A 24,540-nucleotide genomic window follows, 5' to 3' on the forward strand; every position below is an offset into this window, starting at 1 on the left:
CCGCGGACACGTGACAGCCGTGGGAGCGCTTCCGGGGCTAGAGTCGGGACCGCGCCCGCATCGCCCGGGGCGCACCCCGGGTACGGCGTCGTGCCCCAGCAGGAGGAGCACCGGATGGCGCCGTCGGCGGTGCGTGACGGGTCGGCCCCATCCCCATCCGCACCCGTGGTCGTCTGCGAGTCGGTGGTCCGCATCCACCGGCACGGATCCATCGAGGTGCAGGCGCTGCAGGGCCTCGACCTGAGCGTCGAGCGCGGCGAGATGATCGCCGTCGTCGGCCCCTCTGGCGCCGGGAAGTCGACGCTGCTGTCCATCCTCGCCGGCTCCGACGCGCCGTCGGCCGGCCGCGTCCGCGTCGACGGCTGGGACCTCGGCGGCCTGTCGGCGTCGGGCCGCGTGCGCTACCGCCGCGACGTCGTCGGCGTCGTCCGCCAGCAGACCTCGCGCAACCTCGTGGCCCATCTGACGGCCGAGGAGAACGCGGCCATGCCAGCGGCCCTCGCGGGACGCGGGCGCAAGGCGCGCCGCGCGCACGCCGTCGAGCTGCTCGACCGGCTCGGTGTGGGCGACTGCGCCCGGCGCCTGCCGCACGAGATGTCCGGCGGCCAGCAGCAGCGGGTGGCGCTCGCCGTCGCCCTGGCCAACGGACCGCGCGTGCTGCTGGCCGACGAGCCGACCGGCGAGCTGGACACCACCACGGCGCACGAGATCCTCGGCGCGCTGCGGACCGTGAGCCGGGAGGACGGCGTGACCGTCGTCGTCGTCACGCACGACGCGACCGTCAGTGACTCCGTCGAGCGCACGGTCGCGATCCGCGACGGCCGCACCAGCTCCGAGGTGCTGCGCACGTTCTCCGACGACGGCGACGGCGGGTCGAGCGTCGTCGCGCAGGAGTACGCGGTGATGGACCGCGCCGGGCGCGTGCAGGTGCCGCGCGAGTACCGCGACGCGCTCGACCTCACGCGCCGCGTGCGGCTCGCCCTCGAGGCGGACCACGTCTCGATGTGGCCGGACGGCGGGCGATGAGCCGGCACGCACGGCCCGATCCGGTGGTGGTCGTCGAGGACCTGCACCGCTCCTACGGCTCCGGCCCGACCGCCGTGCATGCCCTGCGCGGGGTGTCCTTCACGGCGCAGCGCGGCGAGCTGGTCGCGATCGTGGGCCGCTCGGGCTCGGGCAAGACGTCGCTGCTCAACGTCGTCGCCGGCCTCGAGCAGGCCGACGCCGGTCGCGTGAGCGTGGCAGGGACGGACGTGACCGCGCTCGACGAGGACGGCCGCGACGGCCTCCGGGGCGACGGCGTCTCGATGATCCTGCAGGGGTTCGGCCTCGTTGCCGAGCTGTCGGCGACCGAGAACGTCGGCCTCCCGCTGCGGCTGCAGCGCTGGCCGTCGGCGCGCCGCGAGCAGCGCGTGGCGACCCTCCTGAACCTCGTGGGGCTCGACGGTCACGCCGCCCACCGGCCCGACGAGCTCTCCGGCGGTCAGATGCAGCGCGTCGCCGTCGCCCGCGCGCTCGCCGCCTCGCCCACGCTGCTGGTCGCGGACGAGCCGACCGGCCAGCTCGACACCGACACCGGTCTGGCGGTGATGGCGTTGATCCGCGGCGTGGTCGAGGCCGAGGGCACGACCGCCCTGCTCTCGACCCACGACCCCGTGATGATCGCGCTCGCCGACCGGGTGCTGCACCTGGAGGACGGCCGCCTCACCGGTGCGTGAGCCGGGTCCCGCCGGCCGAGCGCCACGCCCCGTCGCGCTCACCCGCGCCCGCGCGCAGTGGCCGCTGCTCGCCACCGTCACGCTCGCCCTCGTCGTCTCGGGCACGCTCGCGGCGCTGTGCGCGCTCCTCGCGACGGCGGGTGTGGCGGGCGGTCTCGCCGCGCGCTGGCAGACGACCGGTGACGCGGCCGCCGTCTCCGCCTCCGTCCTGATGCGGGACGACGCCGCGGCGTCCGGCCCGGCCGCCCTCGACACCCTCGGTGCTCTCGTGATCGACGCCGCGGGCGACCTCGCCGGGCCGGCCTCCACCTGGGCGGTCTCGCCCCTGTCCTACTTGCCCGGTCGCGATCCGCGCGCCACGTACCTCCTCGACGCCGACACGGCCGCCGACCACGCCGACCTCGACGACGGGCGCTGGCCCTCGCCGGGGTCCGGCGCCGGCGCTGATCCCCTCGAGGTCGCGCTCCTGCGCCCGACGGCGGACGCGCTCGCCGTGACCGTCGGCGACGAGCTCGTGCTCGCCCCGCACACCGGTCGCGAGGCCGACGGCGGCGAGGGGGCGCGCCGCGCAGTCGTCGTCGGGATCGTTGTGCGCGACCTCGACGCGCAGTGGTCGCGGGACCTGCTCGGCGGCGACGGCACGGGCACGGTGCTGGGCCGCGTCGACGCCTTCGGCCCGCTGCTCGTCGCGCCGGGGACGCTGCTCGACGCCGGCGCACCCGTCGTCCGCGGGAGCGTGCGCGTCGTGCCCGACCTCGCGCGCGACCCCGCGCGGGCGGAGGGCACCGCCGACCGGGTGGCCTCGCTGCGGAACCGCGCCGACGAGGTCCTGGCCGAGGCGCTGGGCGAGGACGTGCGCTCCGTGACGGTGCAGTCCGGCGTCGGCGCGGAGGTGCGCGCGGGCCTCGCGGAGCAGGGCGTGACGCGGTCTCTGGTGCTCGCGCTCCTGCTCGTGGTGGTCGGCGTCGCGGCGACGGCGCTCGCCCAGGTGGGCCGGGCCCTCGCGACGCGTCGCCACAGCGAGGGGGAGCTCGCGCGCGCCCGGGGCGCCACGCGCTGGCAGGTCAGCCGCGGCACGGTCGGCGAGGCGCTCGCGGCCGCCGTCCTCGCGGCGGCGCTGGCCACCGCTCTCGGTCCCCTCGCCTACGGGGCGCTGGCCCGCGCGCCCTGGTGGCCGGCGGCGACCGGCGCGGGCGCCGTCGGCGTCGACGCGGTCGTGCTCGTGGCCGTCGCGACCGGGACGCTGGTGCCCGCGGCGGCCGTCGTGCTCGAGGCGTCGCGCGCGGTGGCCGGGTCGCGTGCGGCCCCCTCGCGCCCGGCGCTGCGCGTCGCGGGCGAGGTCCTGCTCGTGGTGCTCGCCGCGGTCGGCGTGGTCCAGCTGCGCGCGCACGCCCCCGGCGTCGGCATCGACCCCCTGCTCGTCCTCGCGCCCGGTGCGGTCCTCGCCGCCCTCGTGGTGGTGGCGCTGCGGGTGGTGCCGCTCCTCGCGCGGGCGGCCGACGGCGTCGTGCACCGCCTGCGCGGTGCCGTGCTGCCGGTGACGGTGTGGCGGATCGCGCGCGGCACCGTCGGCGGGGCCGCCGCGGCGGTGGTCGGGGCGGCGGCCACGCTCGCGTTCGTCGTCCCGGTGGCCGCGACGTGGTCGCAGTCGCGCGTGGACCAGGCGCAGGCCGCGGCGGGCGCCGACCTCGTGATCGCCGACGACGCCGGAGCCGACACCGCCGTGGAGATCGCGGACGCGGTCGGATCCTCGCCCGCCGCCGTCATCGACCGGCCCGTGCAGCTGGGATCACGCCCCGGGTCCTCGCAGCTCGTCGCGATCGACGCCGTCCGCGCCGACGAGGTGGTGCTCGGCAGGCTCGACGACGGGCGGACGTGGTCGCAGGTGATGGAGCCGCTGGCCGGCGATGCGTGGCAGACGACCCCCGAGGTCACCACGCCGCTCGGCGTCACCGTCACGGGCGAGGCGGCCGGCGTCGACGGCTACACGGCCGAGGTCACGCTGACGCTGGTGGTCCAGGCGCCGTCGGGCGAACGCACCCTCGCGACCACCGACCCCGTCCCCCTCGACGGCGCCCCGCACAGCCCCGCCGTCGCGCTCGACGGTCCGCTGCCGAACGGCGCGACCGTGCCCGCGATGCTCCTCGCCGTCGACCTCACGGCGGAGTCCCTCGACGTCCCGTTCCTCGGCGAGGGAGCGACGGCGACCGTCGCCGTCGAGATGGGCGGTGCCCCGGCGACCTCCCCCTGGGTCGCGACGCACCGCGGCGAGACGCAGGGCGTCGGCGCCACTGTCGAGGGCGCCGCGATCGTCGCGACGGCGGACGCGTCCGTCCTGCTGGACCCGCGCGCCCGCGTGCTCCTCACCGCGTTCCCGCCCCCGGCCGACGTGCCCGTGCTGGCCTCGGCCGCCCTCGCGAGCGACCTCGGCCTCGCCGACGGCGACCTGCTCGACCTGCGGATCGGGGCTGCCGCGGTGCCCGCACGCGTCGCGGGCGTCGTCCCGTACGTGCCGGGGCAGCCCGGGGAACCGACCCTGCTGGCCGACCGTTCCGCGATCGCCGACGCGATGCTCGTGGCGGGGGAGAGCGGGCCGGTCGTGGACGACTGGTGGGTCGGGCAGCCGCGCTCCGACGCCGTCGAGCGGCTCGCCGCCGCCGGTCTCGTGCCGTCGGCTCCGCAGCAGGAGCAGGGCGCGTCGGCCGCCGACGCCGCGACGTCCCCCCTCAGCGCGCCCGTGCTGGCTGCGCTCGCCCTGCTCGCGGCGGGCGCCGTCGTGCTGGCGTGGGCCGCCGTCGGCGCCGACGCAACCGCCACCGCCCGCGCGCAGGCGATCGTCGACGCGCGGCTTCGCGCCCTGGGGGCCACGCGAGCTGACGTGCGGCGCATGGCGCTCGCGCGGATCGTCGGCACCACCCTGGCCGCGGTGGTCGCCGGGGCGGTGGCCGGCACGGTCGCCGCGCTCGCCGTCGCCCCGTGGATCGTGGCGGGCGACGGCGGAGCAAGGCAGGTCCCGGACGTGCGGATCGTCGTCCCGGTCCTCGCGACGCTCGGGGCGCTCGCGCTGGTGGCCCTGGGCGCGGGGGTCGTGGGGGCGGCGCTGGGGTCCCGGGCGGGATCGCCGTCCTCGGGCGCCTCCGGGCGGTCGCGACCCTCGACTGCCAGCCTGCTCCGCTCGGGAGACGCGGCATGAGGGGCTCCGTCCTCGCGCTCCTCGCGCGCACCAGCCGCGCGGACTGGCCGCTGCTCGCGCTGAGCGCAATCGTCGTCGCCCTCGTCTGCGTGCTCTCCGTGGTCGTCCCGCGCGTCCAGAGCGACGCCGCGACCGCCTCGGTGCAGGCGGCCGTGGCCGACCCCGACGCCGTCGTCAGCGTCGCCGTGCCGCTGACCGGTGATGACGCCGTGCCGAAACCGCTCGTGGAGACGACGGCCGACACCGTGCGGTACGTGGCGGACAAGGTGGCCGTGGCGCTGCCCGACGCGTACGGGCCGCCGGTCGCGATCCTCCAGAGCAGGCCGATCGCGGCGGGGCGGATCGACGACCGGAACGCCGAGCTGCGCCTGGCCTACCTCGGCGGGGATGCCGCTCCCCGCGTCACCTGGACGCAGGGGCGCTCGCCCCGGGCGACGGCGACGGCGCTCGAGGTCGTCGGCGCGGACGGGGACGCCCCGCCCGTCGAGGTGGGGCTGACGCAGGCGTCGCTGGACGCGATGGGTGCGGCGGTCGGCGACGAGCTCGAGCTCGGCGGGCCGGACGTGCTGCCCGTGCTCGCGCGAATCACCGGTGTGTTCGCGCCGGTGGACGCGGGCGCGGATGCCGAGACGTGGCCGTGGAGCCTGGTCCCGACCCTGCTGGAGCCGCTCGTGGTCGACGGCGGCGACCGGCGCCTCGCCGTCGCCGCGCTGCTGAACGACGAATCCCTGCCCTTCGCGCGCTACGCGCTGGCATCGCAGTCGATCGACGCGCGCTACGTCTCCCGGCCCGACCCCGAGGAGCTCACGCGCGCGTCCGCGGGGCAGCTCGCGGGCGACGTCCGGGCGCTGACGGCCGCTCCCGACGGCGTCGACATCCCCGGCGTCACGTCCACCGTCACGACGCGGGCCGACGTCGTGGTCCAGCGCTCGGTGGACCTCGGCGCCGCCGCGACCGCACGAGCAGCCACGGTGCTGCTGGGGCTGCTCGCCGCGGCGGGTGCGCTCCTGGCGCTCGCGGCGAGCGTGCTCGCGCAGCGACGGGGCGCGACCCTCGCGCTCGCCCGGTCGCGCGGGGCCTCGCGCCTCACGCTCGCGGGTCTGGCGACGGCGGAGGCCGCGGTCGTGGCTCTCGTGGGGGTGGTGGTCGCGGTGGTGGTGACGGTCGCGTTCGCCCGGGGTGGTGAGGGCGCGGGGGGCGCGGCGCTCGCTTCGGCGTGGGCGCCGATCCTCGTCGCGGCCGTGCTGCTGCCCCCGGTCGTCGTCCTGGTCACCGTGGCCGCCGGGGAGACCCCGCCGACCGGTCCCGGCCACGCGCGGTCGCGGCGGGTGCGGCAGGCCGTGCGGGCCGCCGTCGAGGTCGTCGTCGTGGCGCTCGCGGTGCTCGGGGGCGTGACGCTGCGCGCGCGGGGGGACGCGGCGTCGTCCGGTTCCGTGATCGCCGACCTGGTGGTCCTCGGCGCCGCGCCGCTGATCGCCGGCGCGTGCGTGGTGGTGGCGCTGCGCGTGGCGCCGCTGCTGCGGCGCGCGGCGATCGCCGTCGCCCGGCGCGGTCACGGGGCCGTGGCGCTGCTCGCGGCCGTGCGCGGGGGGCCGGGGCCGGTGGCGACGGCGACGATCGTGGTGAGCGTGGCGATGGCGGTGCTGGCCGGTGCCTCGCCGGTGGCCGTCGCGTTCTCCGAGGCGGTGGCCGACGGCGCCCCCGACCCCGTCGCCGCGCCGTTCGCGGACGCGGCGCTGCTCACGCGCACCGGGGTGGTGGCCGCGCTGGTGGGGATCGCCCTGGTGTCGGTGGTGCTCGTCGGCGTCGCCGGCCGCACCCGCCGCGACGCCGACGACGCCCGGGCCCGCGCGCTCGGGATGACGGCGTCGCGCACCACGCGCGTGGCGGTGCTGGCCGCCGCCGTGCCCGTGGCCGTCGCGGCTGCGGTCGGGGTGGCGGCGGGGACGCTCGCGGTGACGCTCGTCGCGCCGGGCGGCGGCGGTGGTGCCGTCGCGCTCGGATGGCTGGCCGTCCCGACCCTGGCCGTGGTGGCGGCGGCGGTCGCCCGGGCGCGGCCCTCCAGGCGCTCGCTCGCCTCCCGCCTGCGCGCCGGCTGACGCCACGTCCGCGAAGGAGACCCGCTCGAGGCGACACCGACCCGTCGTGGGTCGGTGTCGCCTCGAGCGGGTCTACCTCGCGGGGGAGCGGTCTGACCTTGGGTAGGGGCCTTCCGGCGTGCCGATAGCGCGCCGGTGTGGTGGGGTCGGAGCACCGCCCTCGACACGACGGAGATCCGATGACGATCCGCCCCGCCCTCGCCACGTCCGCCGCCACGGTCGCGCTGCTTCTCGGGACCACTTCGGCCGCCTCGGCCGTTCCTGTCGATGCTGCGGGCGCCGACCGTCAGACGGAGATGACCGCCGGTGACACGAGCGGCTCCTCCGCGGTTCCGGACGATCTGCTGCTCTTCGCTTCCGCCGTCGCCGACCTGGATCTGTCACTGGTGTGGGACGAGCCGTCCGGCCACCTCCGGGTGTCGCTGGGCCCCGGGCAGTCCGAGGAGGAGGTGCTGGCCGCGGCGGAGGCGAACGGCGTGGCAGACCGGGTCACCATCGTCCGCGCGGAGTACTCGCTCGAGGACCTCACGTCGTTGGCCTCCGAGCTCGTCAGCTCGGGGCAGGCGCAGTGGGCGGCTCCGGCGCCCGACCTCTCCGGGGTCGACATCGGCGTCGCCGATGCGGAGGCGAGTGCGTTCTCGCAGGAGCAGGCCCCGGGCCCGGAGACGGACGGGATCCCGGTGCGCATCGTCGAGGTCGGGGAGGTGACCGCGATCTCCGACGAGGGAGAAGCGGTCAGCTACGTCGACGGGGAGGGCGAGGCAGCGACCCCGGATCGACCCGGGGTCGAGCCGGCCGTCGCCTGGGGCGTCGGGGCGATCGCCGTCGCGATCCTGGCGGGTGGCGCGGTGATGGTGCGCCGCCTCGGGCGCCCGTAGCTCGGACGCCCGCGGTCAGAACACCGGGCGCGCCGACGCCGCCTCCACGATCGCCGAGCGCAGCACCTCGGGCAGGTCGACCGTCGCGAGCGTCTGCGCGAGGTCGAGCCCGTGCTGCTGCTGCACGGCCGACCACGCCTGCTCCTTCGTCTCGTAGGCGAGCTCCGCGCCGTCGAGCAGGCAAAACGCGTCCTGCACGACGTCGCGCGGGATCGCGCTCGCGCCCCGGACCGTCAGCGTGAGGCCGAGCGCCGGGTCGATCCGGCCGAGCGAGATCCGGAGGGCGGGGGCCAGGAGCTCGGCGGCGTCGTCCGCGACCGGTCCGACGACGTGCGGCTGCGCGGCCCCGTCGCCGCCGGACACCTCGACCGACTCCACCGAGGCGACGCCGACGAGGTCGACCCAGACCTGGCGCGTCCGGCCGGGCTCGCGCCCCGTCGTCGGGACGATCTCGAGCTCGATCGTGGTGCCGCCGTCCGGGCCGCCGTCGCCCGCCGCCGCGAGCCGCTGCCGCAGCACCGTCACCTCCGGCGTGGGCTCCGCTGCGCCGTCGTCCTCCACGAGCGTGGACTCCGCCGTCCCGGGGAAGGCGCGCAGCACGAGCGTCTCGGGGTTGGAGCGCACGTCGGCGAGCGGATCGGCCGCGAGCGGGAGCACCGCCCCTGCCCGGGCCAGCACGGGGTAGCCCTCGAGCGCGCGGTGCAGCCGCACGGTCCGACCGCGCTCGCCGCCGTCGTACCGCGCGCCGGTGAACACGTCGATCCACGACCCGGCCGGCAGCCACGCCGTGGTCGAGGCGACGTGCGCGACGTCGTCCTCCGGCGTCGTGATCGGCGCCAGCAGCAGGTGCTCGGCGACCATCGCCTGGTTCGGCACGGCCAGCGACTCGTCCCACCGCGGGTAGTCGTGGTACATCGGGCGGACGACGGCGACACCGTCGGTGTGCGCCGCCCACGCCGCCGTGTAGAGCGTGGGAACGAGCAGGTGCCGCAGCCGCAGGAAGCGCGTCATCGCGGCCTCGGCGCGCGGGCCGAACGACCACGGCTCCTTGGACGTGAACGGGCTGTTGGAGGAGTGCAGCCGGTTGACGGGCGAGAACACGCCGAGCTGCACCCACCGGACGGAGCGCTCGACGTCGTGCGTCCCCGCGCGGTGACCGCCGACGTCGTGGCTCCACCAGCCGTAGCCGACGTTGGCCGCCGTCGCGGTGAACGCGGGCTGGAAGTCGAGCGAGGCCCACGTGATGATCGTGTCGCCCGAGAAGCCGACCGGGTAGCGGTGGCTGCCGAGGCCGGCGTAGCGCGAGAACGTCAGCGGCCGACGACCGCCGCGCGCGGAGTCGAGGTAGTGGATGTGGTTGAGCATCCACAGCGGGTCGAGACCCGGGATGCGCGTGCTGCCGCCGGACTGCCAGTCCAGCCACCAGAAGTCCACGCCCTGCTCCTCCAGCGGGTGGTGGAGCAGGCGCAGGTAGGCGTCGACGAAGGCGCGCGAGGTCACGTCGAACGCCACGCCCAGGCCGCTCTCGGGGTCGATCCCGACGGCGCGCGCGACCTCCGCGTAGGCGTTCTCGTGGCGGCGGACGCCGTCGGCCGGGTGGACGTTGAGGGTGACGGCGAGGCCACGCTCGTGCAGCGCGCCGAGGAATCGCGCGGGGTCGGGGAAGAGGTCGGCGTTCCAGGTGTAGCCGGTCCAGCCCGTGCCGATCGCGGGGTCGACGTCGGTCACGTGCCAGTCCATGTCGATGACGGCGACCGACAGCGGGACCCGCTCGGCCTCGAACGTGTCCATCAGCTCGAGGTAGCTCTCCTCGGAGTAGCGCCAGAACCGGCTCCACCAGTTGCCGAGCACGTAGCGCGGCACCAGCGGTGCCGGCCCGGTGAGGAGGTGGAAGTCGGTCAGGGCACCGCGGAAGTCGCGGCCGTGCGCGAAGAGGTAGAGGTCGCTCGACGGCGTGGGGTCGGGCCGGCCGGCTGCGGCGCGGACCGCGTGGGGACGCGGCGCGATCCAGCCGTCGTCGGAGAGCAGGACCGAGTCCGAGTCGTCGAGGGTGGCGAACCCGTAGGTCGCCAGGAGGCCGGGCTCGAGCTCGGTGGCGCCGTCGACCTCGTCCAGCGTGCGCGCGGTGCCCCGCAGGTTGGCGCGGAACGGCGGCTGGTCGGGATACTCCTGGCCGAACCGCCAGACCGAGTAGTGCGGGTCGGTCGCGCCGCTGCGCAGGGTGACCGACAGCGTCGAGGCGTGGAACGGGCCGCCCGTGTACTCCAGGTGGAGGTGCTCGGTGAGGATCTCGACGGCGTCGGGGCTGCCCTCGCCGCGGCGCACCTCGAAGGTGGGGACGACGCCGTCGAACGCGCGGTCGACGACGACCTGCGTCCGCTCGTCGACGAACTCCCCGGCGGCGGAGTACTCCAGCCGCAGCAGGCGGGAGGTCAGGACCGTGAAGCGGTAGGTCTCACCGGCGACGACGGCGGTCTCGTTCGCGGGCGCGGGGCGGCCGTCCGACATGGCGAACACAGGGAACTCCTGGGGGTGGGGGGTGGGGTGCGGGAGTGGCTGGTTCCAGTGTTGCCCGGGGCGGGGGTGGGCGCCAGGTGGACGCCGCGTTCGGCGGGCGGGAGATCCGACGAACCCTCGGGCCGGCAGATCTGCACGCAGGGCCGCCCACACGGCTGACCGGGTGTAGCTCCTGGCAACTCGCACGTCTCCGTGATCGGATGGATCATGCCTTCGACGCGACGACGAGTCCCTGCAGCCCTGCTCGCCCTGACCGTGGCCGGCGCCCTCGCGGCGTGCAGCCCGGGGGAGGAGGCTGCGCCGTCGGACACCTCCACGGACCCCAGCGCGACGAGCGCGGAGCCGTCGACGTCGGCACCCGCCTCGCCGTCGCCTTCGCCGAGCGACACCTCCGAGTCCGCCCCGACCGAGTCGGAGTCGGTGGCGCCCACCGAGCCCACCGAGCCGACCGACGAAGCACCCGCACCCGAGGACTTCTCCGACTTCGGCACGACCGACCAGACCTCCGACGGATGGCCCGTGCACGGTCCGGACACCTACCTCACCGAGGTCCGCGCGGCCGCGCACGAGGGCTACGACCGGGTGGTGCTGCAGTTCCGCGGGTCCGAGCCGCCGTCGCACGACGTCCGCTACGTCGACGAGGCGACCGGGGACGGCAGCGGGCTGCCGCTCGACGTCGAGGGAGAGACCTTCCTCTACGTCGGTACGGCCATCGTGCTCAACCCGTACGACGTCGGCGACCCCGAGGACAGCGTCCTGACCGGACCGGGCGACATCGGCGACGCCACGATCAGCGGGCTGTTCGCGGAAGGCCCGTGGGAGGGCCACTCGGCGACGTACATCGGGCTCGACCGCACGCGCGACTTCCGCGTCACCACCCTGACGGACCCGGCGCGGATCGTCGTCGACATCCGCCGCTGACGATTCCTGCCGAGAACGGTGGGTGCGGCTCGAAGGACCAGCTCGAGCCGCGAGGAGCGTTCTCGGCGGTGCGAGGCCGGGCCGAGAACGGCGGGTGCGGCTCGACGGGGCGGTTGGGGCAGCGCCGGCCGTTCTCGACGACGGGGGTCGCCCCCCGGGGTGGGTCGCCGGAGATCGGTGACCGCCGCGGCCTCAGGGCTTGGCGGCCGGCTCACCGGGCGCGACGTCGGCGTGGTCCGCCGTCGCCCCGGCCAGCCGGGCGGCGTCCACTGGGGCCGCCGTCGTCTCGGCAGTCTCGCCAGACTCAGCACCCTCGGCCACCGGGTGGCCGGAGTCCGCAGGCTCCGCCGGTCCGCCCTGCGGCACCACGTTCCGGTGCCGACGGCGCGGGTTGCGCGGCTGCAGCCCCCGCAGGCGCTGCGCCAGCACCTCACCGAGCGTGACCCCGGCCGCGAGCCCGAGCCCGATCATCGAGGCCTGCAGCAGCATCCCGACGCCGGAGCCGTCGCCGTCGTCGGACACCAGGTCGAGCATGCCGCGGTAGATCGTCAGACCCGGGAGCAGCGGCACGATGCCGCAGACGGTCGTCACGAGCGCCGGCACCCCGAGCCGCCGGGCGAGGGAGTCGGCGATGAAGCCCAGGACCAGGGCGGCCCCCGCGCTCGCCATCGGGACCCCGAGGCCCAGCGTCGAGAAGCCCCAGAACATCAGGTACGTCACCCCGCCGGCCGTCGCCGCGATCAGCGCCGCGCGCGGCCGGGCGTACGACGCCGTCGCCCACGCCCCAGAGGTCAGGAGCGACGCGAGCACCAGCACCCACACCGGGTACGGGTTCGCCGGGAGATCGACCAGCGTGAGGGAGACCCCGGCGCGGCGCGCGAGGTCGAGCACGCCACCGATGCCGATCACGATGCCGAGGGTCAGCAGGACCACCTGGAACAGCAGCCCGCCGGCGGTGATGGGGAAGCCGTTGATGGCGTCGTCGGCGGCTCCGACCAGGGACATGCCGGCCAGCAGCACCACGATGCTCGAGGCCACCACGAGCGACGGCGGCAGCGTCGTGAACTCGACCGGCAGCCCCGGGATCACCGTGAGCAGCAGCACCGCGACGCCGGTCGCGATAGCCGCCCCGATGATCTGGAGGAAGAACGGCGGCAGCTGCCAGCGCGCGAGGAGCCGCAGCGTCGTGTCGATGAGGGCCGTCGTCACGGCGGCGACCGCGGCGACCAGGAGCCCGCCGCCGAGCAGCACGGCGATCGACGCCGCCATCGCCGCGAGCGCGACCGTCACGAGCGCGCGACGGTAGGAGTGGGGGGCCTTGACGATCTCGTCCAGCGCGGCGTGCCCGTGCTCGAGCCGGACCCGCGCCGTCCGCGACCACTCCTCGATCGACACCCCGCGCAGCGACGGCATCGCGATGATCTCGCGCGCCAGGTCGACCACGCGCGACAGCCGTCCGTAGTCCGTGGCCTGGTCGTGCACCACGCGCAGCACGCTCGTGCCGGTGGAGTCGTCCGCGATGAGGATGGAGGTGAACGTCAGGTCGACCTCGCACCGCACGTCGAACGAGCGGCACACGTCGCGGATCGTCCCGAAGACGTCCGACGCCGAGGCTCCCAGCGAGAGCATCGCCTCGCCCAGCCGCGCGGCCAGCTCCATGGTCTCGCGCACCGCCTGGGCGTCGCGGGAGGCGGGTTCCGCCCGCCGGCCGGTGGGGACGGTGGGGGGTTTGCCGACGGCGTGGGCCGCGAGACGGCGGGCGAGGGACAGCGAGCGCACCGTACGAGCGTAGGCGTGGACGAGGGCGTCCGAGGGCACGTGTACGGAGGTACGCATCACGTCCTCGCCGGTTCCTCCCGGCCGAGGCGGCGAGTGTCCCGAGAGGGTTGAAACACCCGTGAGCATCGTGTTAGGAAAGTTGTGCACGACAGCAGCACCCGACCAGACACCGACGTCCCCGAGGTGGTGGAGAGACGCAGCACCGTTCGCGTACGGCACTCCGGACGAGGTCCGGCGGAGAGCATCTCGACGCTCGACCGCGTCAGCGCCCGCAGCGATCGGATCGACGACAGAAGAGATCACCCACGAGCACGACCCGAGGGAGACATCATGCTGACGAAGAAGCTGGGTACGACCCTGACCGGAACACTGGCCGCAGCGACGCTGGCCTTCGCCATGACGGCGGCCCCCGCGAGTGCGCAGACGGTGCGACCGGCCGACGGAGCGACCGAGTGCGCGGCCGCACCGGCCTCGCCGGCCGCGACGACCGACGACGGCTCCGGCAGCGTCGACATGACGCAGCTCGACGCCACGGCGAGCGGTGAGGCGGTCGCCGGAGCGACCGCGCTGCTCGACGGCGGTGGCCTGACGGTCCACGCAGCGGCCGACGCCGTCGATCGCGAGGGCGCGAAGGCGTACCTCCTCGAGGCCGGCGGGGAGACGTTCACGTCCGTGACCTTCCCGGTCGCCGGGGACCACAGCGCCCTCCTGAGCAACCTGACCGTCGTCACCGATGCCGACGGCGGCATCGTCCAGTACGCCGAGACGCTCGTCGGCTCGAACGCCGGCGGCACCTTCCAGCTCACGACGTACGTGGACGGCACGCTCGTCAACGACGAGGACACCGGCATCGCGTTCGTCGGCGACGAGCAGCTGACCGCCGACGTCGCCGGATCCCCGGGGTCCGACGTCGTGGCCGCCAAGAACACGGGCGCGTGCCTCGCGACGGTCCTCGGAGTGAGCGGCGTGGTCGGCGCCATCATCGCCAAGGTCTGCGTCGGCGCGTGCGCGGTTCCCATGACGCCCGTGACGGGCCCTGTCTGCGCCGCGTGCGTGGGCGGGTTCGCCGTCGTCGGTGGCGCCTCGATCGGTGCCATCGCCAGCTGCTTCTGATCGGAGGCGTGATGCGTACACGATCCACGGGACTCTTCATCCTGATGCTGGCCGTCACGGCGCTCGCCGGCGCCGCGCTGATCCTCCTGGTGCCCGCGCTCACCGACCCGGCGAGCACGGTGCAGGGCTGGGTCCCCGTGACCCTGGGCGCGCTGGTCGTCCTCGGCGGAATCGGCGGTTGGTCCGTCCGGCCCGACCGGGCGCCTCCCACCGAACCGCGGCCCCCGCAGGCCTAACCGGCGTCCGTGCCGGAACCGGACCCCGCTCCCGACCAGGGGGCGGGGTCCGGTGGTGTCCGGGTGTCCGGGTGACCGGGGCCGGCACCCTGCCCGTCCGAGGCCGCTCTCGACGCCCTCTCGAGGACCGTCGCCGGTTAGCGTGGGGTGAGGAGCGCCGTCGCCGGGACGCGCGGGCAGAGGGGGGTGCGGTCGTGCACGACGCCGTCGCCCCCGACCTCTCGCCCGACCCCTCGCTCCACCCCGCGGCCGCCCGACTGGCTCGCCTCCCGCACCTCGACACCCCGCTCGCTGCCACCCTCGACCTGGATCCCCTCCGCCGGCGCCCCGGCTGGCACCGCATCCGCCTGCTGCGCCGCGCGGCCGCGAGCGGTCGGCACGGCGAGCGCTGGCGCCAGGTGGTCGACCGCCGCGCGACCGCGCCGCTCGGCGTCGCGGCCTGGGCCGGCGGCCTCGGCGCCCTGATCTACGTGTTCGCGATCGGGGCCTCGCTGGTCGAGGGCGACCTCTCCGGCGCGGGCATCGGGCTCACCCTCGCCGTCCTGACCGGCCTCCTGCTCGGCTCCATCGCCTGGGCGATCGCCGCGGCGGCGCGACGACGGCGGTGGCGGCCGCACGCCGTCGTCGCCCGGTTCGCCGAGGCGAACGCGCTGCCCTACCGGCTGATGGCCGACGGCGACGCGCTGCCCGCGCTCGTCCGGCGCCCCGCCGACGGGCGCGGCGAGCGACCGGTGCACCTCGACGTCGTCGAGGCCCGGGTGCGCGGCCGCGAGCTGACGACGGGGCGCCGCCTCGTGCGGACGCAGGCGGGGCACCGGCGTTCGTCGCTCACGCTGGTCTGGGTCGCGACCCGGTTCGCCGACGCCGCTGCCGCGCGCACCGCAGCCGACTCCTTCCGGCTCCTCGACTGGCGACGGCAGCAGGAGCCGCGCCACGCCGTCGCGGTGATGGTTGACGACGACTGGCTCGCCCTCGGCGTCGAGACGCGCGACGGCGACCCCGCCGCCCTGGCGGTGCTGATCGCCGGGATCGACGAGGCGCTCGATGCGACCGACGCCGCATGACCGACGCCGCACGACCGACGCCGCACGACCGAGAGGGAGCCGTGAACGCTCAGGAGACCGAACCGCCGACGCAGGACGACCTCGAGGACGCGCCCGACGGCGTCGGCGCCCACCACCTCGACGCACCGCTCGCCCGCACGCTCGTGTTCGAGGCGCTGTCGAAGCGGCCGACAGGTCGGCAGATCGCCGAGGTTCAGCGCCACGCCGCGGCCGGACGGTACGGGCGGGGCTGGCGGCGCGCCGTCGAGTCGCGCTCGCCGCGCCCGTCGTCGATGGCGATGTTCGTCGGCGGGGTCGTCGCCGTCCCCTTCCTGATCGCGGTCGTGGTCGCGGTGGTGCAGGGTGACAGCGAGACGGCCCTGTTCGGCCTCGGCGCCACCGCGGTGGTCACCGTCGTGGCGGGTGGTCTCGGCTACTGGGGTGCGGCCGCGGCGCGACGACGGCGGTGGCGCCGGCACGCGCGCGCCGCCCTGTTCGCCGAGGCGAACGGCCTCCAGCTGCGGCTGTTCGCGCACCAGGACGTGCTGCCGGCCGCGGTGCGGTGGCGGCCGGGCGACGTCCGGCTGCAGTCGCTGCACGCCGACGTGATGAGCGCCAGGGTCGGGGGGCTGCTGCTCATGACCGGGACGCGGACCACCGACGTGCGGCGCGGCGAGTCCACGAGCACGTTCCACCAGCTCTGGGCCGGGCTGCGGCTCGAGGGTGCGCCGGCCGACGACGGCTCCGAGCCGCACTGGGCCGAGCTGCGGGCGTGGTGCACGAGGCAGGTCCGGCGTGACGCCGTCGAGCTGACGATCGGGAACGGCTGGCTCGTGCTCGCGACCGAGGGGTTGCGCGACGACCTCCCCGTGCTCGAGACGCTGATGGCCGGGATCGATCTGGCGCTGGCGCTGATCGAGGAGGGTGCGGCGGGGTCGGGGTCGGACGACGTGCGGGACGCGCCGGTCTGAGCGGGCCGTCTACGCGGGTGCGGGTGGCGCGACGATGAAGCCGTCGATGTCGTCACCCCAGGCGACCAGCGCCGTCGACCCCGTGCCCCAGAGCCAGGCGAGGTGGGCGCAGAAGATGCCGTCGAGCTCGTCCTCGAGCCGCTTGAGGTCGACGGCGCGGGCCGCCCGCGCGTGCGCCTCGACCAGGCGCGGCCAGGGTGGGGCGGCGGCGAGCCCCAGCGCCGGGATCGCCGCGAGGTGGGTCATGAGGGTGGCGAGCGCGGTGCGACGATCGTCCAGGCTGCGGGACGGTCGGGGCTTGTACGGGATGACGCGGTCGAGGCCGAACAGCGCGACCATCGCGGGGTGCGGGTAGGTCTCGACGGCGACGGCCGCGCCCCGGGTGAGGCCGCTCGGGTCGGGGCGCTCCGCCGTCGCGCGCCAGGCGAAACGGTCCGCGAGCGTCGCGGCGCGGGGCGGGTCGAACAGCGGGTTGGCGCGGTTGGAGGGGTAGGTCCCGGCGTCGGCGTGGCGGAACGCCCGGGTGAGCTCGCGCTCGACGGGGCGCGATCCGGCGGGGTTGCGGACGATCAGCGGGGCGTCGATCGCGACGACGGCGAGGTGGTCCAGGTGCGGTGCGAGCCACGCAGCGACGTCGTCGTCCGACCCGACGGTGGACGACTCGAGCAACCGCCCCGCGGCGTCGACGACGGCGATCCCGCTCGCGTTCCGCGCCGACCACGCGAGGTCGAGACCGGCGTACCGGGCGCCGGGGTCGGCGCCGTCGTTCGGCGCGCTCGGCGGGGGAGGAGCCATGGCTCGAACCTACCGAGTCGACGCCGCAGCCCCGGTCGGCGGCAGCACCGCGATGTCTGTCACGTTCGGTCCGGATCCGGCGGCACAAACCGGACGGACCGTGACTGTCACGGGGTGAACCGGACGGGACGTGACAGTCGGCGGTCTCGCCGGCCGGGCGCAGCGGTTGGGGTCATCGAGTGCTGCGCTGTGCACGCGAGGGCCATCGAGTGCTGCGCTGCGCACGGATGACGGCGCTCAACCGTGCGCAGCGCAGCAGTCGTCGGGGGTCGGGCGGTGACTGTCACGTCCGGTCCGGATCCGGTGAGGCGAACCGGACGGAACGTGACAGCCACCAGGCCCGCCGCCCGCGCGACCCCACCGGACCGCCGCCCGAACGGCTCACCGCAGCGCCGCGCCCCACGCCTCCGGCACGTCCGACCCCGCCGGGTACTCCTCCATCGGCACCTCGTCGGCCGCCCACGCGGCCAGCACCTCGTCGCAGATCCGCCAGCACTCCTCGGCGGCGTCGCCGCGGACGGTCAGCATCCCGTTCCCGTCCAGGATCCCGCCGAGCACCTCGCCGTACGGCCGGAGCGACGCCTGGCGCATGTCGGCCCGCATCACGCTCTGCGCCAGGCCGAGCGGGTCGTGGGACGCGTTCGTCGTCACCCGCAGCTCCATCGTGTCCGGGTTCAGCCCGATCACCAGGCGGTCCTTCGGGTCGGGACCGGTCAGCCCCGAGGGCAGGTGACGGACGTCCGCGAACGTCAGCACGACGTGCTTCTGCGTCACGCCGAGCGCCTTGCCCGAGCGCAGCGTGATCGGCACTCCGGCCCACCGCGAGTTCGCCACCTCGAGCGTCACCTGCGCGAGCGTCTCGGTCCCGCGGGCCGGGTCGACGCCGTCCTCGTCCACGTAGGACGGCACCGACCGCTCGGAACGCTCGCCCGAGGCGTCGGCCGTCTCGATCGTTCCCGCCGTGTACCGCGCGCGCCGGCTCGCCGTCGTCGCGTCACCGCCCCACAGCCGCGTCGCGCGCAACGCCGCCGCCTTCGCGTCCCGCAGGTCCCGATCGGTGATCGACGCCGGTGGCTCCATCGTCACGAGCGCCATCACCTGCAGCAGGTGCGACTGGATCATGTCGCGCAGCGCGCCCGCGTGGTCGTAGTAGCCGGCGCGCCCCTCGAGCGCGAGAGCCTCGTCGTAGGCGATCTCGATGCTCTCGACGTGCTCGCCCGTCCACACCGCCTGGAACATCCGGTTGGCGAACCGCAGCGCGATGATGTCGAGCACCGTGGACATCCCGAGGAAGTGGTCCACGCGGTGCACCTGGTCCTCGGGCACGAGCCGCGCGACGAGCGCGTTCAGCGCCCGCGCCCCGGCCTCGTCCTCGCCGAACGGCTTCTCCATCGCCAGGTGCAGCTCGGCCGGCAGGTCGACGTCGAGGAGCGCGCTGCAGACCTTCGCGGTGACCGCGGGCGGGAGCGCGAAGTAGAGGACGACGCGCCGCTCGCCGTCGTGCTCCGCCGCGTCCGTCCCGGGGGCGGGCGCGGCCGCCGCCTCCAGCAGCCGCTGCAGCGAGGCGCTGTCCGTCGCGTCCGTCCTCAGGTACGACGACGCCGCGGCCACCCGCTCGACCGCCTCGTCCCCCGCGCCGCCCTCGGTGAGCGCCGCGCGGACCTCGGCGTCGAAGTCCCCGTCGGGACGCTCGTCGCGGTCAGCGCCGATCACCCGCACCTCGCGGTCGGGCTCCTGCGCCAGGAGCGATCCGATGCCGGGCAGGAGCAGCCGCCGGGTCAGGTCGCCGGAGGCGCCCAGGACGACGAGCGTCGCGGCGCGGTTCGAGCCCGGCTCGTCGGCCGCGGTGGGGGGAGTCACGCTGCTCATGCGGTGGGGGTCCTGTCGGCGAGAGGTCCGGCGTCGGCGGCGTCGGCCCCGGCGTCGAGCGCGGCCTGGGCGGCCTCGATCGCGTCGGCCGCGCGGATGAGACCGAGGTGGGAGAAAGCCTGCGGGAAGTTGCCCATCTGGCGGTCGTCGTCGGTGTCGTACTCCTCGGCGAGCAGGCCGAGGTCGGTGCTCAGTCCCACGAGCCGGTCCATCAGCGCCCGCGCGTCGGTCATCCGGCCGCTGTGCGCGTACTGCTCCACGAGCCAGAAGCAGCAGATGAGGAACGGGTGCTCGTGGCCCTCGAGTCCGTCGGTCCCGTCGGTCCGGTAGCGCAGCAGCAGGTCGCCCTGCATGAGCTCGCGCTCCATCTGCGCGACCGTGGCCAGCATCCGGGGGTCGTCGTAGGGCAGGAAACCCGTCTGGGGGATCTGCAGCAGCGACGCGTCGACCTCGGTGTTGTCGTAGGTCTGGGTGAAGCCACCGGTCTCGGCGCTCACGCCGCGCTCGAGGATCTCCTCGCGCAGCTCGTCGCGCACGCGCGCCCACCGCTCGACCGGCGCGTCCAGCCCGTGCTCGGCGCACGCCCGCACCCCGCGGTCCAGCGCAGCCCAGATCATCACGCGCGAGTGCGTGAAGTAGTGCGGTTCGCCGCGCATCTCCCACAGCCCCTGGTCCTTCTCCTCCAGGCGGTCGACGGCGTAGTCCACCATGCCGCGCTGCAGCGGCCAGGAGAAGTCGTCCTCGGGCACGCCCGCGTCGCGCAGCTGCGCGAGCGCGATCATGACCTCGCCCACGACGTCGGCCTGGAACTGGTCGACGGCGCCGTTCCCGATCCGCACGGGGCGCGAGTCCAGGTGACCGGAGAGGTGGTCGAGCTCGCGCTCGGGCAGCTGCCGCTCGCCCGCGATGCCGTACATGATCTGCAGGTCGCGCGGGTCCCCGGCGACGGCGCGCAGCAGCCAGTCGCGCCAGTGCCGCGCGACCTCGGTCCGGCCGTGCGCGAGCAGCGCCTCGAGCGTGAGGGCGGAGTCCCGCAGCCAGCAGTAGCGGTAGTCCCAGTTCCGCTCGCCACCCGGGTCCTCGGGGAGCGAGGCGGTCGGGGCGGCGACGATGCCGCCGGTGTCGCGGTTCGTCAGCGCGCGCAGCACGAGCAGCGACCGCTTCACGGCCGCCGCCCACGGCCCGGTGACCTCGATCTGGGAGGTCCAGTCCGTCCAGTACTCCCGGGTGGTCTCCAGCGCGTCGTCGATGTCGAGCGGGGCGGGCACGTCCTGGTAGGAGCGTGCCCAGGCCAGGTCCCACGACGCGCTCTCGCCCGCGGTCAGCGTGACGCGGCCGCCGTGGCGGTGGTCGTCGGGCGTCAGCGCGGGGCCGCGCAGCACGTAGGAGTCGGGGCCGGCGATGGCCAGCAGGTAGCCGTCGCCGTCCTTCTCGATGCGCCGGACCCACGGACTCGAGGCGCCGTACTCGGGACGCAGCCGCAGGTCGTTCTCGATGACGACCTCGCCCTCGGTGCAGCGCGCGATCCGCACGAGGTCGGCGCGCTCACCGCCCAGCGGCATGAACTCGGTGATGACGGCGCGCCCCGTCGGCGTGCGCCAGACGCTGCGGAGCACGAACGTGTCGTCCTCGTAGGCGCGCTCCTCGAGCGTGCCGTCCACGGGAGCGAGGCGCCAGCGGCCGTCGTCGGGGGTGCCGAGGATCGCCGTGAACACGGCGTCGGAGTCGAAGCGGGGCAGGCAGAGCCAGTCGATGCTGCCGTCGGCGGACACGAGCGGTCCGGTGCGGAGGTCGGCCAGGAGGGCGTAGTCGCCGATCGCGGAGGTCACCACTCCAGGCAACCACGGCGGGGACGGGGCGTAAACCGAACCGTTCCGCCCTCCGTCAGCCCGCCGGGCACTGCTCCCGCTCGTGGGCGGCGTCGTCGGGGCCGACGAGCAGCCGGTCGCGCACCACGGTCAGCGGCGCGCGGTCGGGCAGCGCGCACACCTCCTCGACCGTCAGGCCTCGGTCGCGAAGGGTGTCGGAGTACTCGATCTGCAGCACGTGCTCGCCGTACACCGCGCGGTAGGTGCCGCACTCGTCGAACACGGCGCACTCCTCCACGACGGCGAAGTCGAATCCCGCGACCTCGCGCGCATCGGCCCCGACGTCGGCCGCGTTCTTCTGCCCGACGGCGAGGCCCGCGTCGTGCGCGACCTCCACGTAGGAGGTCGCAAGGGCGAGCGCGCCGTCGCGGTCGACGCCCTCGAACCTCAGGAACGTGTCGAGGTTGTCGAGCTCGACGGCGTCGAAGCCCGCGTCGGCGCAGTCCCGGATCTGCGGTCCCATCACGGCGAGGATCGCGATGCGCTGCTGGGGCGTCGAGGGGTCGAGCACGGCCTCGTCCGGCCACTCCGGATCCATCACGACGGCACCGCTCGCGTCCCGCAGCAGGGCGCCGCCGTCGCCGTCCTCCCAGTCCGGCAGGGCGCCGGGCTGGGTCTGGAAACCGTTGAGGTAGCAGACGTTGTAGGCGTCCGCGAGCGGCTGGGCGGTGACGTCGCGGGCGACGACGTCGAGGTCGACCGGCTCCCCGTACGCCTCGCCGAGCTGGTAGTCGAAGGCGCCCTCGGTGGGTGGCAGGACGACGTCGGTGCCGCCGTCCGCCGCCGTCGAGCAGCCCGCCAGGAGCCCGCCGAGAGCGGCCGCCAGCAGGGCCGTCGCGACGCCGGGACGGGGGGTTGCGCAGGTGGCCACGTGCGACGGTAACGCCGGTGATCCATTTGTGATGAGATTTCCGACCGTTCAGGAACAGTACGCGGGTAGTTTGGCAGAACCACGCCGACCGGGCCGCCGTCGAACAGGTTTCGCCGCGCGGCCCTCGACCCCCCTCCCTCCATGACACTGACGCCGCCCCCGGCCGGTAGCCCCGGTCGCGAGCCGGTCGGGCCACGTCTGCCCGCCGGCCGCGCGCCTCGGCGCGCCCTGGTGGCGGAGATCGTGGCGGCGACCGGCCTCTGTCTCGTGCGCGGACCCCTCGGTGTCGGCAAGACCGTCCTGGCAGCGATGGCGGCGCAGGAGCTGCGCGCCGCCGGCCGCACGGTGGCGTGGATCGACGTCGTGACGGGCACGCGGCTCGAGGACCTGCGCGAGCGGGTGGCGACGGCGATCGAGGCGGGACCGGCGGACCTCGTGCTGGTGCTCGACGACGTCGATCGCAGCACCGACCCGCGGGTGATCCCCGAGGTGCTCGACGTCGTCGCCCGGCACTCCTGCCTGACGGTGGTCGCGACGGCGCGCCGCGTGACGCCGCTGGAGTCACGGATCGTCAGGGCGAGAACGACGGTGACACAGCTCGGACCCGAGCTCGACCTGATGATCGAGGACATCGCCGACGTGCTCGGCAACGGCGACACGGTCACGGCCGAGCGGCTCCACACGGTCACCGGCGGTCACGCCCTCACCCTCGGCATGCTGCTCGTGGCCCTGGCGGACTCCAACGTGGACCCCGGACTGGCGGCGGCCGGCACGCTCGATCGCCAGGCGCTGCGGTGCGTGCGGGAGATCCTGGACACCGCCGTGAGCAGGGACGTCCAGCACGCTCTCGGGCCCCTCGCGATCCCGCACCGGCTGACCAACCACATCGCCCGGGTCCTCGGCGGCGACGAGGCCGTGACGGTCCTGACCGAGGCCGCCTACCAGGGGCTCGGTTCGTGGACCAGGCGGAGCACCGCGATGCTCTTGGACGACCCGGGTGTGTTCGACCTGGTCGGTGTGTTCCGGCGGACGCTGCGGGCCGACTTCCGGGCCCTGGAGCCGCAGCGCGAGCGCACCCTGGTGCGCCAGGTGGTGGACGCCTCGCTCGCGGAGCGCGGCTACGCCGTCGCCGGCATCGCGGCGATGGAGTCGGGCTCGCCGGCGCTGCTGGACCGCGTGTGCCGCGCCGCGTGGTTCGGGCTCCGCGACGTCGACCTCACGCTCCTGCGCCGCGCGATGCAGACGGTGGAGTCCTGGGACGTGGAGCGCTACCCGACCCTCGCGCTCACGCTCGGACTGATGCTCCACCAGGACCTCGCCCTGCAGCACCGGGCCGACCACTACTTCGACATCGCCGCACGCGGCCTGCAGGTGCTCGCGCCGCGGCAGCTGCACGAGCGCGCCTACCTCGGCACGATCCGCAGCATGGCACTGCGGTTCCAGGGGCGGACGGTGGAGTCGGTCGGGGCGGCGACGGCGGCCCTCGACCTCGTGCGCTCCCTCACGGCACCGGGCGCGAACGGTGGCCGCACCGCGATCGAGGGCCACGGGTTCCTGCTGCGCAACATCGCCACGGCCCTGTTCCTCGCGGGCGAGAACGACCGCGCCGCGGTCCTGCTGCGCGAGGCTCACGCGGAGGACGAGCCAGGGTCGGACTCCGCCCTGCTCTCGGGCTGCCTCCTGGCGCTCGTGACCGCGTGGTCCGGCGACGTCGTCCGGGCGGAGCAGCTCCTGCGCTCGCACCCGGGCACCGAGCACGCAGGCCACGTGCTGGGCACGTACGGCGGTCGCGCGCTGCTGACGACCCGCGCCATCATCGCGGCCGAGCGCAACGACCCGGTCCTGCTCGCCGACGCGCTCGAGCAGCTGCGGACCGTGCCGATGCTCGTGGACGAGTTCGCGGTGCTGCGAACGCTCGCGGCCGCGATGGCGTGCCTGGTCCGCGGCGAGCCGGGGGAGGCGCGCGACGTCGTCGAGGCGTCCCGTCACGGAGCCTCCTACCGCCTGACCTCACCGGTCTGGCGCGCGCGGCTCGACGCCGTCGTGATGTACGCCAACTACGCGCTCGGCGAGCGCGGGAGCGTGGTGCGGCACCTGCGGGAATCGCCGGGCGGGAGCGACCGCTTCGTGCAGCTGGTGCATGCCGCCGTGCTGCTCGCCGCCGGGAACCTGGAGGAGGCGCGCCTGCTGGTCGGAGGACCCGACGACGCCGCCACGGACACGCACGCGAACCTCATGGGGAGCGAGGTGCTGCGCGCCGTCATCGCGCTGCGCGACGGCGACGAGATCGCCGCCAGGAACCGGCTGACCGCCGCCCTGGACGTCAGCGTGGAGGGTACCCAGCGCGCCTGGCTCGCCCTGACGGCGCCCGATCGCGAGGCGCTGATGGCGCTGCTTCCGGCGGCCACGGTGGCCCCGGTCGCCGACGGCATCGCCACGATCCTGCCGCCGGAGCCCATCCGCAGCGCGAAGCTGTCCGACCGCGAGCTCGTGGTGCTGCGCGAGCTCGCGCGGACCTCGGGCACCGCGGCCGTGGCGTCGGCGCTGCAGGTGTCGGTGAACACCGTGAAGTCCCAGATCCGCAGCATCTACCGCAAGCTCGAGGTCGGCGGGCGGGCCGAGGCGCTCGCGCGGGCGCGGGAGAACGGGCTGCTCTGAGGGGCGGGCCT

General features: G+C 75.4%; 17 protein-coding genes. 11 read left to right on the plus strand and 6 right to left on the minus strand.

The genetic code is table 11. The features are described 5' to 3' along the window. Positions 1 to 183: 183 nt before the first annotated feature. The 5 genes from SERN_RS05865 (at position 184) to SERN_RS05885 (ending at position 7,888) form a co-directional block, all read left to right on the plus strand. Positions 184 to 1,026 carry an ABC transporter ATP-binding protein gene (locus SERN_RS05865; RefSeq protein WP_332888461.1) on the plus strand — a complete coding sequence of 281 codons (843 nt, stop codon included), beginning with the start codon at positions 184 to 186 and terminating at the stop codon, positions 1,024 to 1,026. Continuing rightward, positions 1,023 to 1,718 carry an ABC transporter ATP-binding protein gene (locus SERN_RS05870; RefSeq protein ID WP_135849206.1) on the plus strand — a complete coding sequence of 232 codons (696 nt, stop codon included), beginning with the start codon at positions 1,023 to 1,025 and terminating at the stop codon, positions 1,716 to 1,718. The genes SERN_RS05865 and SERN_RS05870 overlap by 4 nt, the downstream gene beginning before the upstream one ends. Then, positions 1,711 to 4,911 carry an FtsX-like permease family protein gene (locus tag SERN_RS05875; protein WP_135849207.1) on the plus strand — a complete coding sequence of 1,067 codons (3,201 nt, stop codon included), beginning with the start codon at positions 1,711 to 1,713 and terminating at the stop codon, positions 4,909 to 4,911. Before SERN_RS05870 ends, SERN_RS05875 begins: the two co-directional genes overlap by 8 nt. Then, positions 4,908 to 7,010, plus strand: coding sequence for a hypothetical protein (locus SERN_RS05880; protein ID WP_135849208.1), 2,103 nt, complete (start codon positions 4,908 to 4,910; stop codon positions 7,008 to 7,010). Before SERN_RS05875 ends, SERN_RS05880 begins: the two co-directional genes overlap by 4 nt. A gap of 179 nt (positions 7,011 to 7,189) precedes the next feature. Further along, a complete protein-coding gene (locus SERN_RS05885) occupies positions 7,190 to 7,888 on the plus strand; it encodes a hypothetical protein (RefSeq protein WP_135849209.1) in 699 nt (232 codons plus the stop codon). Positions 7,889 to 7,903: 15 nt separating this feature from the next. Here SERN_RS05885 and SERN_RS05890 read toward each other — a convergent pair whose 3' ends face one another. After that, positions 7,904 to 10,396 carry a TIM-barrel domain-containing protein gene (locus SERN_RS05890; protein WP_135849783.1) on the minus strand — a complete coding sequence of 831 codons (2,493 nt, stop codon included), beginning with the start codon at positions 10,394 to 10,396 and terminating at the stop codon, positions 7,904 to 7,906. 216 nt (positions 10,397 to 10,612) lie between these two features. Between SERN_RS05890 and SERN_RS05895 the strand changes: the two genes are divergently transcribed. Next, a complete protein-coding gene (locus SERN_RS05895; protein WP_135849210.1) occupies positions 10,613 to 11,326 on the plus strand; it encodes an AMIN-like domain-containing (lipo)protein in 714 nt (237 codons plus the stop codon). Between the two features lie 192 nt (positions 11,327 to 11,518). Here SERN_RS05895 and SERN_RS05900 read toward each other — a convergent pair whose 3' ends face one another. Continuing rightward, positions 11,519 to 13,105: a threonine/serine exporter family protein gene (locus SERN_RS05900; protein WP_158292584.1), complete on the minus strand. Its 1,587-nt coding sequence runs from the start codon at positions 13,103 to 13,105 to the stop codon at positions 11,519 to 11,521. A gap of 330 nt (positions 13,106 to 13,435) precedes the next feature. Between SERN_RS05900 and SERN_RS15500 the strand changes: the two genes are divergently transcribed. The 4 genes from SERN_RS15500 (at position 13,436) to SERN_RS05920 (ending at position 16,468) form a co-directional block, all read left to right on the plus strand. Then, positions 13,436 to 14,218 carry a hypothetical protein gene (locus SERN_RS15500; RefSeq protein WP_199241527.1) on the plus strand — a complete coding sequence of 261 codons (783 nt, stop codon included), beginning with the start codon at positions 13,436 to 13,438 and terminating at the stop codon, positions 14,216 to 14,218. A gap of 11 nt (positions 14,219 to 14,229) precedes the next feature. Continuing rightward, a complete protein-coding gene (locus tag SERN_RS05910) occupies positions 14,230 to 14,454 on the plus strand; it encodes a hypothetical protein (protein WP_135849212.1) in 225 nt (74 codons plus the stop codon). A gap of 194 nt (positions 14,455 to 14,648) precedes the next feature. Continuing rightward, complete coding sequence (locus tag SERN_RS05915) at positions 14,649 to 15,518, plus strand: hypothetical protein (RefSeq protein ID WP_135849213.1); 870 nt, start codon at positions 14,649 to 14,651, stop codon at positions 15,516 to 15,518. A 41-nt stretch (positions 15,519 to 15,559) separates the two neighbouring features. Further along, positions 15,560 to 16,468, plus strand: coding sequence for a hypothetical protein (locus SERN_RS05920; protein WP_135849214.1), 909 nt, complete (start codon positions 15,560 to 15,562; stop codon positions 16,466 to 16,468). Between the two features lie 9 nt (positions 16,469 to 16,477). Here SERN_RS05920 and SERN_RS05925 read toward each other — a convergent pair whose 3' ends face one another. From SERN_RS05925 to SERN_RS05940, 4 genes are all read right to left on the minus strand, one after another. After that, positions 16,478 to 17,263, minus strand: a complete 786-nt coding sequence (locus tag SERN_RS05925) for a DUF429 domain-containing protein (RefSeq protein ID WP_135849215.1) — start codon at positions 17,261 to 17,263, stop codon at positions 16,478 to 16,480. Positions 17,264 to 17,644: 381 nt separating this feature from the next. After that, the gene (locus tag SERN_RS05930) at positions 17,645 to 19,132 is read right to left on the minus strand and encodes a glucose-6-phosphate dehydrogenase (RefSeq protein WP_135849216.1); all 1,488 of its coding nucleotides are present in this window, start codon (positions 19,130 to 19,132) and stop codon (positions 17,645 to 17,647) included. Next, on the minus strand, positions 19,129 to 20,964 hold the full coding sequence (locus SERN_RS05935; protein ID WP_269846124.1) for a glycoside hydrolase family 15 protein: 1,836 nt from the start codon (positions 20,962 to 20,964) through the stop codon (positions 19,129 to 19,131). Before SERN_RS05935 ends, SERN_RS05930 begins: the two co-directional genes overlap by 4 nt. 52 nt (positions 20,965 to 21,016) lie before the next feature. Then, positions 21,017 to 21,871, minus strand: coding sequence for an endo alpha-1,4 polygalactosaminidase (locus SERN_RS05940; protein WP_233251503.1), 855 nt, complete (start codon positions 21,869 to 21,871; stop codon positions 21,017 to 21,019). A 267-nt stretch (positions 21,872 to 22,138) separates the two neighbouring features. Here SERN_RS05940 and SERN_RS05945 point away from each other — a divergent pair, with 267 nt between their 5' ends. Beyond that, a complete protein-coding gene (locus tag SERN_RS05945; protein WP_158292585.1) occupies positions 22,139 to 24,529 on the plus strand; it encodes a helix-turn-helix transcriptional regulator in 2,391 nt (796 codons plus the stop codon). Positions 24,530 to 24,540 lie beyond the last annotated feature (11 nt).

It is taken from the genome of Serinibacter arcticus (assembly GCF_004786095.1).
GTDB classification, from domain to species: domain Bacteria; phylum Actinomycetota; class Actinomycetes; order Actinomycetales; family Beutenbergiaceae; genus Litorihabitans; species Litorihabitans arcticus.